General features: G+C 36.1%; 16 protein-coding genes. 7 read left to right on the top strand and 9 right to left on the bottom strand.

What is annotated here, in order from left to right; all coding sequences use genetic code 11:
• Window positions 1–74 precede the first annotated feature (74 nt).
• Window positions 75–1,004, top strand: coding sequence for a carbohydrate kinase family protein (locus tag H0W64_05250; GenBank protein ID MBA3661108.1), 930 nt, complete (start codon window positions 75–77; stop codon window positions 1,002–1,004).
• A 25-nt stretch (window positions 1,005–1,029) separates the two neighbouring features.
• Here the strand turns inward: H0W64_05250 and H0W64_05245 are convergent, their stop codons facing one another.
• The 3 genes from H0W64_05245 to H0W64_05235 form a co-directional block, all read right to left on the bottom strand.
• The gene (locus tag H0W64_05245; protein MBA3661107.1) at window positions 1,030–1,917 is read right to left on the bottom strand and encodes a LysR family transcriptional regulator; all 888 of its coding nucleotides are present in this window, start codon (window positions 1,915–1,917) and stop codon (window positions 1,030–1,032) included.
• A gap of 66 nt (window positions 1,918–1,983) precedes the next feature.
• Window positions 1,984–2,553, bottom strand: a complete 570-nt coding sequence (locus H0W64_05240) for a hypothetical protein (protein MBA3661106.1) — start codon at window positions 2,551–2,553, stop codon at window positions 1,984–1,986.
• A 497-nt stretch (window positions 2,554–3,050) separates the two neighbouring features.
• A complete protein-coding gene (locus H0W64_05235; GenBank protein ID MBA3661105.1) occupies window positions 3,051–3,230 on the bottom strand; it encodes a hypothetical protein in 180 nt (59 codons plus the stop codon).
• Window positions 3,231–3,439: 209 nt separating this feature from the next.
• Between H0W64_05235 and H0W64_05230 the strand changes: the two genes are divergently transcribed.
• From H0W64_05230 to H0W64_05215, 4 genes are all read left to right on the top strand, one after another.
• Window positions 3,440–4,180 carry an SIMPL domain-containing protein gene (locus tag H0W64_05230; GenBank protein MBA3661104.1) on the top strand — a complete coding sequence of 247 codons (741 nt, stop codon included), beginning with the start codon at window positions 3,440–3,442 and terminating at the stop codon, window positions 4,178–4,180.
• A 29-nt stretch (window positions 4,181–4,209) separates the two neighbouring features.
• On the top strand, window positions 4,210–4,923 hold the full coding sequence (locus H0W64_05225; protein ID MBA3661103.1) for a pirin family protein: 714 nt from the start codon (window positions 4,210–4,212) through the stop codon (window positions 4,921–4,923).
• Window positions 4,924–5,078: 155 nt separating this feature from the next.
• Window positions 5,079–5,747 carry a 7-cyano-7-deazaguanine synthase QueC gene (gene queC / locus H0W64_05220; GenBank protein MBA3661102.1) on the top strand — a complete coding sequence of 223 codons (669 nt, stop codon included), beginning with the start codon at window positions 5,079–5,081 and terminating at the stop codon, window positions 5,745–5,747.
• 302 nt (window positions 5,748–6,049) lie between these two features.
• Window positions 6,050–7,228 carry a hypothetical protein gene (locus tag H0W64_05215; protein ID MBA3661101.1) on the top strand — a complete coding sequence of 393 codons (1,179 nt, stop codon included), beginning with the start codon at window positions 6,050–6,052 and terminating at the stop codon, window positions 7,226–7,228.
• Between the two features lie 343 nt (window positions 7,229–7,571).
• Here H0W64_05215 and H0W64_05210 read toward each other — a convergent pair whose 3' ends face one another.
• On the bottom strand, window positions 7,572–9,041 hold the full coding sequence (locus H0W64_05210) for an aminopeptidase P N-terminal domain-containing protein (protein ID MBA3661100.1): 1,470 nt from the start codon (window positions 9,039–9,041) through the stop codon (window positions 7,572–7,574).
• Between the two features lie 379 nt (window positions 9,042–9,420).
• On the opposite strand from H0W64_05210, the gene H0W64_05205 reads away from it, so the two are divergent.
• Window positions 9,421–9,810, top strand: a complete 390-nt coding sequence (locus H0W64_05205; protein MBA3661099.1) for a hypothetical protein — start codon at window positions 9,421–9,423, stop codon at window positions 9,808–9,810.
• A gap of 197 nt (window positions 9,811–10,007) precedes the next feature.
• Window positions 10,008–10,874, top strand: a complete 867-nt coding sequence (locus H0W64_05200; protein ID MBA3661098.1) for an alpha/beta hydrolase — start codon at window positions 10,008–10,010, stop codon at window positions 10,872–10,874.
• Window positions 10,875–11,186: 312 nt separating this feature from the next.
• Here H0W64_05200 and H0W64_05195 read toward each other — a convergent pair whose 3' ends face one another.
• The 5 genes from H0W64_05195 to H0W64_05175 all read right to left on the bottom strand — a co-directional run bounded on the left by H0W64_05195 (window position 11,187) and on the right by H0W64_05175 (window position 15,368).
• Window positions 11,187–11,921, bottom strand: coding sequence for a hypothetical protein (locus tag H0W64_05195; protein ID MBA3661097.1), 735 nt, complete (start codon window positions 11,919–11,921; stop codon window positions 11,187–11,189).
• A 124-nt stretch (window positions 11,922–12,045) separates the two neighbouring features.
• Window positions 12,046–12,711 carry a hypothetical protein gene (locus H0W64_05190; protein MBA3661096.1) on the bottom strand — a complete coding sequence of 222 codons (666 nt, stop codon included), beginning with the start codon at window positions 12,709–12,711 and terminating at the stop codon, window positions 12,046–12,048.
• Between the two features lie 150 nt (window positions 12,712–12,861).
• Window positions 12,862–13,011, bottom strand: a complete 150-nt coding sequence (locus H0W64_05185) for an ATP-binding protein (protein ID MBA3661095.1) — start codon at window positions 13,009–13,011, stop codon at window positions 12,862–12,864.
• The gene (locus tag H0W64_05180) at window positions 12,981–14,621 is read right to left on the bottom strand and encodes a sensor histidine kinase (protein MBA3661094.1); all 1,641 of its coding nucleotides are present in this window, start codon (window positions 14,619–14,621) and stop codon (window positions 12,981–12,983) included. The genes H0W64_05185 and H0W64_05180 overlap by 31 nt, the downstream gene beginning before the upstream one ends.
• Window positions 14,622–15,368, bottom strand: a complete 747-nt coding sequence (locus H0W64_05175; GenBank protein ID MBA3661093.1) for an SDR family oxidoreductase — start codon at window positions 15,366–15,368, stop codon at window positions 14,622–14,624.
• Window positions 15,369–15,382: the final 14 nt, after the last annotated feature.

Raw genomic sequence — 15,382 nt, 5'->3', positions numbered from 1 at the left:
GGTTATCCAGACTAAGTAATAAGCGTAAAATAATGTATTATTTGTCCCTTCAATTATTTTTGGTAAAGACTTTTATGTTAAAACCGGTTTTTTGCATAGGGGGGGCGACAATCGATTACAAATTGCAATCAAAGAATGATCTTGTTGCGTCGACTTCAAACCCCGTCAAGTCCTACGCCACGTTTGGCGGCGTTGCACGAAATGTAGCCGAAAATCTTGCTCGCTTTAGTCAACATGTTTATCTCCAGTGTGCTGTGGGAAATGATTTAGAAGGCCATCAACTTTTCGCATTAATGAGCAAATTAGGAGCCAATATCGAAAGCTCTATAATCCTCGAAAATACTAGTACTGCTCGCTACTATGCGATTTTAAATCCCAATGGACATTTGCATATTGCTCTTGCTGACATGGATATTTTTTCTCATCTATCCGTATCATTATTGGCGAAACACTGGACACAGTGGGATGCTCATACGCTTGTTTTTATCGATACCAATATGCCTTCTGAAGTCATCGAATTTGCTCTAACAAAGTGTCAAAATACAGGCGCTTTGTTATGCATCGATCCCGTATCCGTTGCTAAAACAACTAGATTGCCCAACTCTTTCAAAAATATTTTTCTCATTAAACCAAACCAAGATGAGGCAAGTGAACTTTCTGGCATACTGATTGAAACGCCAGAAGATGCGATTAAAGCAGGGAAATTATTGCTTAGACGCGGCGCTATGAATGTGGTTATTACCTTAGGTCACTTAGGTTACATCCTTGTTAATGAAGAAGTACAAATCCATTATAGCATTCAATTGCCAAAGCGAATTAAGGATGTAAGCGGTGCTGGAGATGCCTTTATGGCAGGCATTTTATTTGGTTTACAGCGCAACTTTAGCATGAGCCAAGCCTGTCGATTTGGTGAAGTAGCGGCTTACTATACTTTACAATCCACGCAAACCGTCTGCGAAAATATTACAGAAGCGTGTCTTCATCAACCCATTTATGAATATTGATTTCTTCTTATCGATAAGTTTTTTTTTATTTTTTAACGCCCGAATTTAATGCAATAAATTCTTTGATTCCCGAAAGGACAGCTTGAATGGCTGCAACCTCTTTATCTTCATGACGATAAATTAAACATAAATCATTACCATAAAAAGGTGCATCGTTTATTCGTTGCAAACTTTCCGCATAGAATGCTTGCGCAAAACACGAAGGTAAGATACCGACACCGTAGCCATTCATTACAAAATGGGCAATCGCTTCTAAGCTATTTGAATGACTTACATGGGCATAGCCATGATAATCTTTTTCTAATTTTTTTAACAAAGCTTTAGTTTGTAAGATAGTTGGATCGCAGATAATCACGGCTTGCCCTGATAATAGATTTTGCTGATTGGACGTGTTTGTACTTGACCAGAAAGACAAGTCTGTTGTACTAATTTTACGAATAATTAAATCAGGCTGTGCAACAGGATTTAAGACAATACCAATATCAACAGTTGCATCAGTCACCCACTCTGTAATTTTTTGCGATCTTTCATTTTGCATGTGAACTTCAAGAGCAGGAAATTGGCGTAATAAATTTGAAAAAATTGTTCCAACAAATGGAATGAGAGTTGCGTTACAACCAATCGTAACGCTACCTTTAATTTCCTGATGAGAAGAAACGACATGGGATCTAATATCTTCCCACTTATGTAGTAAATCTTTTACATATTGGAATAATTCAATACCAGCTCGGGTAAGGATTAAGCCCTGCTTTCGTCGATAAAATAATGTGGTGTTGAGGGTAGTTTCTAAGCGTTTGATAGCCATACTTAAAGAGGGCTGACTCGTATGAAGTTTGATTGCAGCACGAGAGAAATTAGCAACTTTTGCTACTTCATAAAAATAAGTTAATTCAGTTACAGGGGGAAGCACCATAATTTCTGTAGTCTCCTAATATTTACACTTTTGAGCAATTATTCAGTAAAGACATTCTTAATATTTTTATCGCATGCCTTTTTTATTGACACAATATTCATCCGAGTGATGTTGCTGATTTGTATGGGAATGTCGATCTTGCTTCCTATTAAAAAATTGTTTCCAGCGTAGTACACTTACGTTGACATTTTTATTTACCACAGATTGTTGTGTTGACACATTGGATGGAGTGATGACAGCAAAAATTTCTTTAGTTGAGCTCGCAAACATAGGATCACTAAAATTGTATTTTGCTAAGACACGCTCTAACGCATGCCTGCCTTGATATGCTTCAACTTGATCTTTTACTTTTGAAATGGGTAACATAATCATTGCAGCAACTGTAAGGCCGATCAATGCAACAGTTCCACCAATAATTCCTGCTGTAACTAAATGCATAAAACTAAATGCGATGCGACCCCGACTTAACCATGGTGAGCTTGCATCAAATTCAGAAATGGACTGGTATACCTCTCCTACTGTCCAACGCGCTATGTTTTTAAAACCGGTTTCAAACAATTTTTTAAATTCATCATAGGAAGGGATGTGGCAGACTGCCATGAACTTTTCCTTCAAGTCATCAGCTTGTCTTGGCATTGTCATTCCTTTGTTAAATAAATAATTTTTCGACTAAGTTAGTGAGAGAATAATATTTTAATTAATTTAATTTTTACGATGAACTACACTATCTTAATTGCGTATCTAAAGTAAGTTAATATCGACTAAAGTCAAGTCCCAGGGTATCCAACGATTAACTTCTCCATTCCCAATTTTATTGATAGCCTCCTTCCTTCGCATGACAATGAGGTAATGTAAAGCCATCAATATTAGTGTAGAAATTGGGTCTGCTTTTTAGGCAGCTTACTTGGTAGTAGATAAGAAGGTGGAGGTTAAGTGACCAAAGGGGGAATGTATATCTTTTCCTGGGTTACACGCTTTGCGTTCCACCCTGGGTACCGCTCCACACAGACTGCTACCGACAATGTGGAGCGTGTTAAGTGGGAACAACAGCTTACTCTGCTAAGGCTTATGATTGAGTAGGTGGAATGAGATAAATTTTTTTAACCATTAGTCTTGCAAATTTTTAAATTGTTTTATTTACTTTTACTTGTTTTTTTCTTTTTTGCACCACCACCGGTTTGCTTGTTTACAGTTGCCCACGCAATTCGCTTTGCGGTTTTGCTTGATCTACCTTCTTTTTTCTCAGAATCTTCGATATGTTTGGCTTGACGCTTTTGTTTCGAACTATAAGATGATTTATCTCCACGAGGCATCACTCATTCTCCTGAAATGATTTTATTCTGTATTTTATCGTATTTTTATAGATTTAAATCTTAGGAATTACCCCTAATCATACGCTCATGTGACAAGTTAATAAATTTTCCAATATTTGGCATTAGCTACTGAATATGGGTATTATAAAAACAATTTACCCCATTAATTTATTAACCAGTCGAGACATTTCTTGGATGAGGAAATTACAATGAAACATAGAATCATACCCATTTGGATGAGGCTAACTTTTGGCATTTTATTAATTATTTTGCTTACACTTTTTTGTCTTAATCAAATTAAGCAACTCGGTCCGGCCGCTCAAATCATGCGCGTTTCGGCTGAAGGCAAAATAATGTCTATCCCTGACTTGGCAACAGTAACGTTGGGTGTGGTTTCTCAAGGCGTTAATTCAATTGACATTAAAAATCAAAATAGTGAAAAAATAAATAAAATAATCGCGTTAATTAAGCAACAAGGCATTGATCCTCAATATATTAAAACTAGCGGATTTTATGCTTCTCCTACCTATAATACGATTAACGGTCAAAATACAATAACGGGATATCAAGTCGATCAAACTATCACTATACAGGTTTATAATATTGATAAGTCCCAAGAAAGATTAGAAAAAATTCTCGATAGTTCTGTCAATAATGGCGCAAATGAAATTCGCGGAATTTATTTTAGTTTTGCAGATGTTGATAAATTGAAAATATTAGCGAGAAAACAAGCCATCGCAAAAGCAAAAGAAAAAGCGCTTCAATTAACGAGTGAAGCGGGTCTTAAATTAGGACGAATTTTAAATGTGGTTGAATCATCTAATGAGTTTTCTCCTGCCCCCTATAGCGCTGTTGCAATGAGTGCACGGACTGGTTCAAACATAGCAAATATTGAACCGGGGAATAAAGAAGTAACAGATAATATAACTTTAATTTTTGAAGTCTATTAATAGAGAAACACCATTGGAAAATTCCCGACATGATTTACATTCGTAAAAGTAATGCGCGTGGCAGAAGCCAATTAACTTGGCTTGATAGTTTTCATACTTTTTCTTTTGGTGAATACTACGATGAAAGTTTTATGGGTTTCGGAAGTTTACGTGTCATCAATGAAGATACAGTTAAACCGAGCATGGGGTTTGGTAAACATCCGCACAATAATATGGAAATTATTTCATATGTTATTGAAGGTGCTTTAGAACATCAAGATAGCATGGGAACAGGTTCTGTTATCAAGCCCGGCGAAATTCAACGGATGTCAGCGGGGACTGGTGTTGAACATAGTGAATTTAATCATTCCAAATCAAATGCATTACATTTTTTACAAATTTGGATTATTCCAGAGAAGCAAGGATTAAAACCAAGTTATGAACAAATTACTATTCCTAAAGAAAATAATAAATTAATTCTAATTGGTTCGCGTCATGCACAAAATGGATCAATGACGATCAACCAAGACATAGCTCTATATGTTGCCTATCTTTCTCCCCCTCATCGTATTGACTACGAAATAAAGAAAAAACGTGGGGTGTGGATTCAACTTGTTAAAGGGGATCTTATTTTAAACGGACAATCCTTATCAGCCGGGGACGGCGCAACTGTTTTTGATGAAAATATGATAGAAATTGAAGCTTTGACCGATTCAGAATTATTGTTATTTGATCTAAAAATAATTAATGAAAGTGTTGATTAAAGTAACCACTAGCTTTTCGGCACCCTCTTCATACCGGTCTAGTTTAAACTTATTGCTAGTTAGCTTAATATACGCTCAGCTCATCTCCACCAGAATGTAACTTACTGGCGCAATTGTAATTTTATAATAATAATTAAGAGCTTACGGTGTAAATGATGAAAAAGGCCATTATTCTATTTTCAGGAGGGTTGGATTCTACAACCTGTTTAGCTTATGCAAAGTCGCAAGGTTTTAACTGTTATGCCTTAAGCTTCAATTATGGTCAACGCCATGCTGCCGAATTAAATGCAGCCAAACGAATTTGCACTCATATGGGTGTACAACACATCATCATTCCTTTACCGCTATCCCAAATGGGTGGGTCTGCTTTAACAGATGTGAAGATAGAGGTTCCAGATTTTAAAGGGGGTCAGCAAATCCCTGTAACATACGTACCTGCTAGAAATACAATTTTCTTATCATTTGCCTTAGGATGGGCTGAAGTACTGAAAGCTAAGGATATTTTTATTGGTGTCAGCGCCATAGATTATTCCAGTTACCCAGATTGCCGACCGGAATACATCCAAACTTTTCAAACGCTCGCCAACCTTGCCACTAAAATCGGCGTAGAAGAAGGAGAAGTCAGACTGCATGCCCCTCTCATTTACCTATCGAAAGCCGACACGATTAAGCTTGGCTTATCGCTAGGCATTGACTATCAAATGACAATTTCCTGTTACCAAGCAACCGATGACGGTCGAGCTTGCGGAAAATGTGATAGCTGTGTGTTAAGAATGAAAGGATTTAGAGAAGCACAAGTCAGCGATCTCACATGTTATGTGTAAATGGCTCCTGAGGTTTAAAAAATAAGTTTAGCAGTATTTCTAGATGGTCGATTACGCGATAATAGACCAATACCACACAGCCCAGCTGAGAAACCTCAACAAATATAAACCGCATCTTCTTCAACTTCGCTATAGTTACCACCCGCATCTCGACGACCGTTTATAATTCTACCGCACGATGTTCTAACATTGACAAACCTGTTTACCCATACCATTATGGTGAAATTTTAACCTCCTTATTCACCAGGGTTACGAAAAAGAAGTCAAGGATACCAACGCTTTAATTAAGGATGAATATAGAAATGATAAATAAATTTTCACGTGTGCAGCTATCTGCAAAACTATTGATTTCGGGAACCATCATGCTGCTTCCCTTCCCTCTTCTTGCAGCTTCCCATTCAACTTGCTCAACATGCATTCCGACTGAACGGGCTTATCAAGTCCAGGCGGAGCAACTTTGGACTGCAATAGCGGATTATGACCGAAGTAATACACCAAAGCACTCCGCACAAGCCAAACAAATGCGAGAACAAATCACTGCATTAAAATATAAAAGAGAAAGAGCATTAAAAAATTTGCGCCATTGTGAAATGCGATGCCAAGCACAGAAATCTTATAGCCCGCCAAGACAAGCGCAACCCATTACGGTACAACCTGTACAACCAACCATGATTTACACTCCCACTTATCGAAGTGCGGGTGGCTTGCATGGCTTTGCAGGTGCGGTTTACCAGCAGTTTACCGATAATTCAAGCATCACAACCCATACTAATTATCATACTGGCTACCAAGTTGGCCTGGGCTATAAAATTAAACAAAATGATGCCGACATTAATTTAATTTATACCAATCTGCGCGCCAACGATTCTAGAAACATCAATTCATCTGCGCTAAGCTTATTCCCCGGCGCACCTGGTTTGATTGATTTTGGGCAAAGTACGATAGGCTATACTTACGATTCCCTCGCTCTGACCTTAGGCCAAAAAACTAACCTTACTGATAAATTTAAATTGAATTTTTATGGGGGCGTAAACTTTACCGAATTTAGAAAAAATATCACGCTTAATGGAAATATTTCATCAATCATTTTCTTGAATGGCCAGATGAAAACTTCGTATCGCGGTGTAGGACCCACTTTGGGTCTTGATGGATATTACAGTCCCTTTGATACCATGCCCGGCTTTAGTCTCTATGGTAGCTTTGAACCCACCATGTTGTATGGAACGATGACTAATAATGTTAGCGTTAGTTTTAATGGGGTGACAGTCGCTGCAAGCGCACCCAATGAAAACTTAGTCGTTCCCGTACTCAGTTCAAAATTAGGTTTAATGTTTAGCACGCCTTATAAGAATGCGAATATTAATTTAAAATTAGGTTATCAAATTACGCAATTCTTTGGCATTACGCGTGACACAGTTTATAACAGTCCAACCAATGCAGGGTTACAAGGTGCTTATTTGATCGTTGGCGCAACTTGCTAAAAATACAAGACATTACACATCGCCCCGCAGAGCGGGGCTGATGGTTGCAACGGATAAACCTTTTCCTAAAATTTTATAATCTATTTTACCCTTCTAACATTCATTATCGCTGATGTTATTTCCATTTTATCATCTTTTATTTTATTCATTTCACTTAAAAATTTATTAGCATTTTTTTTGAATGAATAACTTATCGAGATTCAGAATATCTCCTCGACCTATTTGATTTAGCTTCCTATCACTTTCAAGGGTTGCGCTATTTTACGAAGACAAAGCATAAATTTCTAAGATCGGTTACACTGCATCCAAAGGATTACGCAGTATAACCGAAATCTTTTAACAATTAGGCCCGGTTCCCTGAACTTACAATCGAACGATTCGTGTTTTCATTCAACGTTGATTCGTTAACAGTTGTCGGAAGATTAAAGAGACGAATTTTATTCTGATAACCAATTTTAATCATTTCTTCCGGAACAAATCCCGTCATAACTTTTTCAATTTCTTCAGCTTTTTTGGGCAAATGTTTGCTGAGAACTTCGCATCCTTCAGGGGTTACCAAGACATTATCTTCAATACGGATACCAATGTTATGCCATCGTGGATCAACATCTGTGTGTTTGTCATTAATATAGATACCCGGCTCTACAGTAAGCGTCATGCCTGCTTCAAGTGGCGTTGCATGTGAGCCCACATCATGCACATCTAATCCTAGTGCATGGCCTATACCATGCATGTAAAAGGAACGATAAGCTTTCTTTTCAACTAATTCATCGAGCTCACCTTTGAGCAATCCAATATTGATTAAACCCAGCGTAATTTCTTTAGCTGCTAAGGTATTCATTTCCTTCCAAGTTACGCCAGGCTTGATTAATTTAATAACCGCTTCCTGAGCTTTTAAAACGATATCGTAAATTGTGCGTTGCTCAAGAGAATATTTTCCATTTGCAGGAAAAGTCCGTGTAATATCAGAGGAATAATTTTTATATTCAACACCAGCATCAATTAATACCAAGTCACCCTCTTTTACTTGTGAAGCATTTTTCCCATAATGTAGCGTACAACTATTAGCCCCAGCACCAACTACATTGGGGTAAGCAACTTCCTGACTTCCATGATCCATGAAGACATCGATAATTTTACGTGAGAGTTTCATTTCGTTTATACCGGGTTTGCAAATTTGCATCGCCTTTAAATGAGCTTGCTCAGAAATTTCGATGGCATGCTTAATCAAAGCCAATTCATTGGGATCTTTGATTGATCGCATTGAATGAATTATTGGATTTGAATCTAAAATCTTAATCGATTCTCTAACGCCATAATCAAATTCATCCCGTTGACTGCCTAAAATTTTTAGAATTTTCTTATCCAGCTCAAGCGATTTGTTTTGCGCTATCGGGTAATAGATTTTCGTAATGCCATCAAATAAATTTGGTAATTGCGTATCGAAATCTTCACGCGGATAAGATTCGTTTGCACCATAAATTTTCACGGCATTCTCTTGACCGATAAATTCACCCAAAAATGCTTCGGAAATAGGATCCGGTTTTTTATTAAATAAAATATATTCACCCTCTCTCCGTCCTGGAATAAAAACAGCTATCGCATCATCTTCTTCAATCCCCGTTAAATAATAAAAGCTGCTTTCTTGACGAAAAGAATATTCATTATCACGATTTCGGTTTTGTAATGATGCGCCCGGAATAATTACTAAACTATGAGGACCAATTTCTTGAATTAATTTTGTACGTCGTTGGGCGAAAACAGCCGGGTCTTGACTAGGTGCAACAGTTTCGTTTGGTTGATTTCTTAACATGAAATTCCTCTTCTTATTGAGCTTAACAAATTATGAGCAGATAATTGATCAAGTTTTATCATATCTAGAGCTTTAGGCCGCTCTTTCGACAACGCAGCATAGTATAACGACACAGGCTGCGTCTCAACATGACATTTTTAACTGATTTTCACTTCCCTTCAGGCGGAAAGGCTTTTAAATACTGCGCTATCAAGGGGTCTTTGAGTCATCATAAAGAAGAAATTTTCAAAAAATGCTTTCACTTATAAGTTTAAATTATAAAAATCACTTAGAAATTGAAAAACTAAGGCAATCCTTTTAAAGTTGCTGCGTGAAACACGCTTTGCGTTGTATCTAAATTTGATATGCATACATAACTACCGTCTTTTTCAGGAGAATTATGAAGACATCACCTTGGGCAATCACAATCGCTTTATTTATTTCAGCCACACCCGTACTTGCTGATATTCTTATTTCCAACAACACCAATGCTTATGGCACAGCTTTTATTCGAAATCGTCTCAAAACAAGTCCTTGCTCATCATCGCTAGGCAAGGGTGGTATCGCTAACCCGCATCAATCACTTAAAGTACCCGATTCTCTTCTTAATATGTTTTGTAAAGTTTTTGCCTGTGAAGCTCATATTTTTGCAACAAATCATTGTAATAAAAAAATTGCGATTGTAAAAATTAATACGAAAAAACACATTACATCGATTCGCAATTTGGACAGAAAACACTATTTAGTTACTGGCAGCGGCTCCACCATCCAAGTCAACCAACAAAATTAAATTTGGATAAGTTACTTAAGTCACTTAATTGTGCAACGCTGTAGATTCAATAATGATGCTAACAAATACCGCAAATTTGTTTTAAGGTAAGTAGTATTTTAATTTATAAGATGAATAAAACCTTACTTGTTTGACAAGTGACGATTGAATGATCGAAAATGAATTCCCTGTGTAGTGACTAACAAAAGGATTTTGCGATGAGTTACGTAACGGTTGGAAAAGAAAATTTCGAAAATATCACGCTGTACTATAAAGACTGGGGCAAAGGACAACCGATTGTTTTTAGCCATGGGTGGCCATTAAACGCGGATGCTTGGGAAGATCAAATGCTTTTCTTGTCATCCAAAGGCTATCGATGTATTGCACATGATCGCCGTGGGCATGGCCGCTCAAGTCAAACAAGAGAGGGAAATAATTTAGATACCTATGCCGATGATTTAGCCAAACTCGTGATAGAGCTTGATTTAAAAAATGTGATCCATGTCGGTCATTCAACAGGTGGTGGGGAAGTGGCACGTTACATTGGCCGTCATGGAACAACACGTGTAGGAGGCGCTGTTTTAATCGGTGCAATTGCGCCACTTATGTTGAAGACGGTTTCCAACCCAAAAGGCTTGCCGCTCGAAGTATTTGATAAATTACGCGCAAATGTGCTTGCTGATCGTTCTCAATTTATGAAAGATCTTAGCGAACCTTTCTATGGTGCAAATAGAACCGGCGCCAAAGTCTCTCAAGGTTTACGTGACTTTTTTTGGTTGCAAGCAATGCTTGCTAGCATGCCTGCAACTTACGAATGCATAAAAGCATTTTCTGAAACTGACCTCACTGAAGATTTAAAAAAGTTTAACGTACCAACACTAATCATTCACGGCGATGATGATCAGATTGTTCCTATAGAAGCATCTGCCCTACTTTCATCAAAACTTATTAAGAATGCCCAACTTAAAATTTATGAAGGTGCGCCGCACGGCTTAACCGCGACCCTCAAAGATCGCGTTAATAAAGATTTACTAAACTTCATTGAAATGAACGAGAAAGCTTTAAGTGACAGTGCATTAAGCTAATTCGTTAATTGTTAACTCGCATTATTACCTTGTTGCGATGATGCGAGTGAAGGAGACACCTCCTCTACTTACCTTTATTTGATACACCGAAAATTATAAATAAGAGTGATGTTTAGCATTAAGTAAGATTCCTAACTTGAAATGAAAGGCGAATAAAAAAGAATGAAGATTACTTAGAACCCTAACCCCCTAACAAATCAACCAGTATTTTTGATGGGTAAAATCTTGTCTTAAATGAACTTTCAAACCAGAGGCACTCTACTTGGATTAAAGGATAGATGGCCAAATTACATGGCCACCTTTTAAAGTTATTTATTTTAAGGATGGATAAAGTGACGGTGGTGGTATTTCTGTAGAGGCTTGAATATTTTGGTCTTCGACTTGAGATTGACCCGGAGTCGTACTCACCGGATGAAAAAATCGCATGGCATTAACTTTATCTTTGGTTAATTCAAAGAATTTCTGATGAATGTTTTTGTTTCTATCATTAACAACTTGCTCATTAATTTTTTCTTTAACTTTCTCTGGCGCTGATCTGAACTGATGATCTAAAACGAGCGAACATAGTTGAGTTAATAAACTGTCAAGTGCGCTAACCATGACGCTGGCGGCAAGAAAAATAGGGCTAATGCCAAAAATCAAAGTGGAAGATGCCAGAACCAAATCTATACAAATATAACTGCCTACTCGACTGACATAACTGTCATGATTAATTTGACACTGTTCCAGTATCCTTTGCTGCTCGCATTTAACTTCAATGTTATACCTTTGTTGCAAAGGGGGATAAAAAAGATGGGTCAAGCCATAGGTTGAATTAACATCTTTTTCCATCAGTGCAATATCATCAGCAGAAATTACTTTTAAATCGATGAGGGTTTGTTTGATTTGATTATAATCATCAAAATAAACGGCTAAAGGTGGGTTTAAATCACTATCCTTTAACTTCTTTTTTAAATCCGCAATGGCTTTTATTTGCTCATTCCATTGTTGATCGATTTGTTCTTGCGAAAGCTCGCTAACACTATTGTTATTATTTAAATTTCCCACAGTTATGTTCCTAACAGTTAATAAATTTAAGGGTATTAAAACATAAAAAAATTGGGTAATCAAAATGCCTTTGCGGCAAGCTGCTTAGGGTGTACAGCATTGCTACAAATGGCATAAATCTTGCTTAAGGACGATAAGTTTTTTCCTCTTCAGATTCATGCATTTCTGTGCATACAGCTTTATCAATTAAAGCATCTCGATACTGCAACCTTAAACTAAAAAAACCATCGTAACATTTGCCAATGCAATCATTATATTGATCTGGAGACAATTCAACATGGGTATAGATTTCATTATCGTCTATTTTTAAACTTTGAATAATTTCATTTTTATATCTTTCAAGCAGCTTATCTTTATTTTGCGCAACAAATTTTAAGGAAATTTCCACCTTATTACTAAGTTTATTAATCACACAGTTAATGTTATTTCTAACCATTTGATGCAATTTTTTAAATAATACATCTTCTAGCTCATTGTCTTTAAAGATAATGCGATTTAAAGCACTTTCATTTAAGCCGGCGCGATGTTCTTGCAATTTCTCCAATTTTTGCCTTAATTCATTTTCTAATTTAAAAAGATCATCATCTACACTAGCAACATTCTTGAGATACCCAATGTCTTCCTGAGATATAATAAACTGTGGTGCAACATTGCTACGAGGTTGATATTGTGCTACATATTCCTTCCAATTATTATTTTCTTCGGGATTATAAATTTTATTCAACCCCAAAAAATCGGCTAATTTGTTTGCTTCTTTATCTTCTATATACCAATTACCAAGGTGTTTCATAACTCGGGTTCTCAGAATCATGTGAACTTAATTTTTTAAATATTCTAGGTGAAGACATATTTTTCCTATTTATTGTTATCAGTAGACTAAGGTGATCATAATATATATGGTTTTTTATACCAGGAATAAAATGATAAATTTGAATGCAACTTAAACTACTGGAAAGGTTAAGATAATAGTAGTTCCTTTCTTTAATTTTGTTTCCAAACTAAGCTTGCCATTTAACTGCTCCATGTATTGTTTCGCCTGGGATAAACCAATACCACTACCTAGTGTTTTATAACTAGCGCCCCGAAGCACCTTTTCAATTTTGTCTGCGGGAATACCACCCCGCAATCCCTGATATAAAGTCTTAACTCTTTATTAAAAGAGGATAACTTGATACTGATATTACGTTTGTTATTTAAAGCTTCATATGCATTATTTAGCAAATTAGACAACATCCTTTTAATGTCAATCTCTGAAGCTTTAATATAACTTTGGTTATTTTTCTGATTAACAATAACTTTAATTTTACAAGGATTTCTCCACCACTCTAACTTTTTCTGCTCAACGACAGATATAATTATAGTAGGTAAAAATAAATGCTTTATCTCATTTGATTGGCGAGGAGGTATAGCTAACGCATGGGGATTTTTATATTTATCTAACAGTTTTCTAGCAATATCCCGCACATTATGTATGGATTCCTTTAAAAGCATACCTTCCTCTTTAGGAATATTTAGAGCACAGGATGCTAAGGCAATCTCCATAACTGCTAAGGGGGATCTAATATCATGCGCAACTTGAGCAGCTAAATCAATTTTTGATTTGATCCTTTCAATAGTGATTAATTCCTTCTGAGCTCGATTTAAACTTTTAATCATAGAATTAAAAGTGGTCGCGAGCTTATAAATTTCATCTCCCCCTGAAATGTTTACCTGCAATTCTAAATTGTTAGATTGAATGATATTATTAGCAATAGTGTTAATCCGATTTAAACGCGCGACCATCTTTCTAGCTAAAAAATTAGCTACAATAAAGTTCATCAGCATTGTGAAAATGAATATTGTAAGCATTGTGTACTTAATTTCTTGAACTTTAGACAAAAGATTAGTCAAAGAAACTTCTATAATAAAATTGTAAAAATACTTTCCATCTTTAGAGACGCCTTTCTGAATACACTCTGGACAGTCTTCCACCATTGTCGGAATTTTATGATTAAATATCATTTTATTTTCTGAGCAATAACTAGGTGATAAATTTTTAATGATATTTCGTCTCCCTTGGGAAAATTGTCCAGAAGAGGTTAAAGAACCTAATTCATAGCCGGTGGGAGTGTAAAGTCCTAACGATAAAATATTTTTATCATTAGCTATCATTTGATGTAGAATTTTGCTTATATATTCTAAATGAATGCTGGATTCTAAAATCAACGTTTTATTATAGTTAGGTATCATTGTAAGTTTGGCAGGTATATCGTAAGGATAGCTTGGAATTATTGGGGTTTTAGCAATTTTGCTGTTCCCTTCAAGTAATAAACGATAATCATTGTTATACGAGAAAAGTGAGTTTTTCTGTAAATGAATGGAAAGGTCTGAAGATCGAATAAACTTTCCTTTCTTATCTATTACGTAAAATCCACTTATACCAAGTTCTTTAGCCAATACACCTAATGCATCATCATTAGGGATTCCATTTGTTTCTTCGATTTTTGAAAGTAACAGTACAGCATTTTTATTAATAAGATCAGTCGCCACTTCTAATTGATGGAAAATACTTCCTATTGTTTCTCCATATGATTTATATTTACTAAAAAATTCTGTTTCAATTTCATTTTTAAAAAAAGAAAATACCTCTAGACTAATTCCCGCACATGCAATTACAGAAAGTAAAAATATTGCAGAGAAAATTTTGGTAGAAAAATTCATTTAGATACCAACGTGGCAGGTTAATCCACCATCAATAGGGATAATTGAGCCATTAATAAAAGCAGACTCATCTTTAATCAGATGAATTACTAAATCTGCTATTTCGTCAGGTAGGGCTATTCTGGCAAGTGGAGTTTTTGCAATAATTTTTTTCTCATGATCGGAAATACTATTTTGCACTCCCATTGAAGTATCGACGTATCCTGGACATACTGCATTACATGTTATTCCATATGCTCCCCATTCAGCAGCAATAGCTCTGGTATATCCAACAACACCATGTTTACTAGCCACGTAGGTCGAGGATAACGCTGCGCCTAGATAGCCTTGAGTCGAGGCAATATTAACAATTCTTCCATAATGCATTTCCTTCATTAAGGGAAGCAAAAATCTACATAAGTTAAATAATCCTTTTAGATTTGTATTGATAATTTTAATCCATTCTTTGTCAGTTACTTGATCGACACGATGAAAGGGTCCACCAATTCCTGCATTATTTATTAAAATATTAGGAATTCCGAACTTTTCGATTACAGCTTCTAACATTTTATTTACTTGTCTACTTGAACCAATATCACATTGTTTAATAATGATAGGTTTAGAAGACATTAAACTTATTTTTAATTCTGTCATAAGTTTTCTATCTAGATCGATCAAAATAAGACGATCTACATGAGCTATTATTTTCCTAGCAATAGCAGAGCCAATACCTCTTGCAGCTCCTGTGACAAGGCCTATACGTTGAATATTATTTCTCATAA

The organism is Gammaproteobacteria bacterium, assembly GCA_013816845.1.
Classification (GTDB): Bacteria; Pseudomonadota; Gammaproteobacteria; order DSM-16500; family DSM-16500; genus Aquicella.
This window is presented reverse-complemented; position numbering and strand designations above follow the sequence as displayed.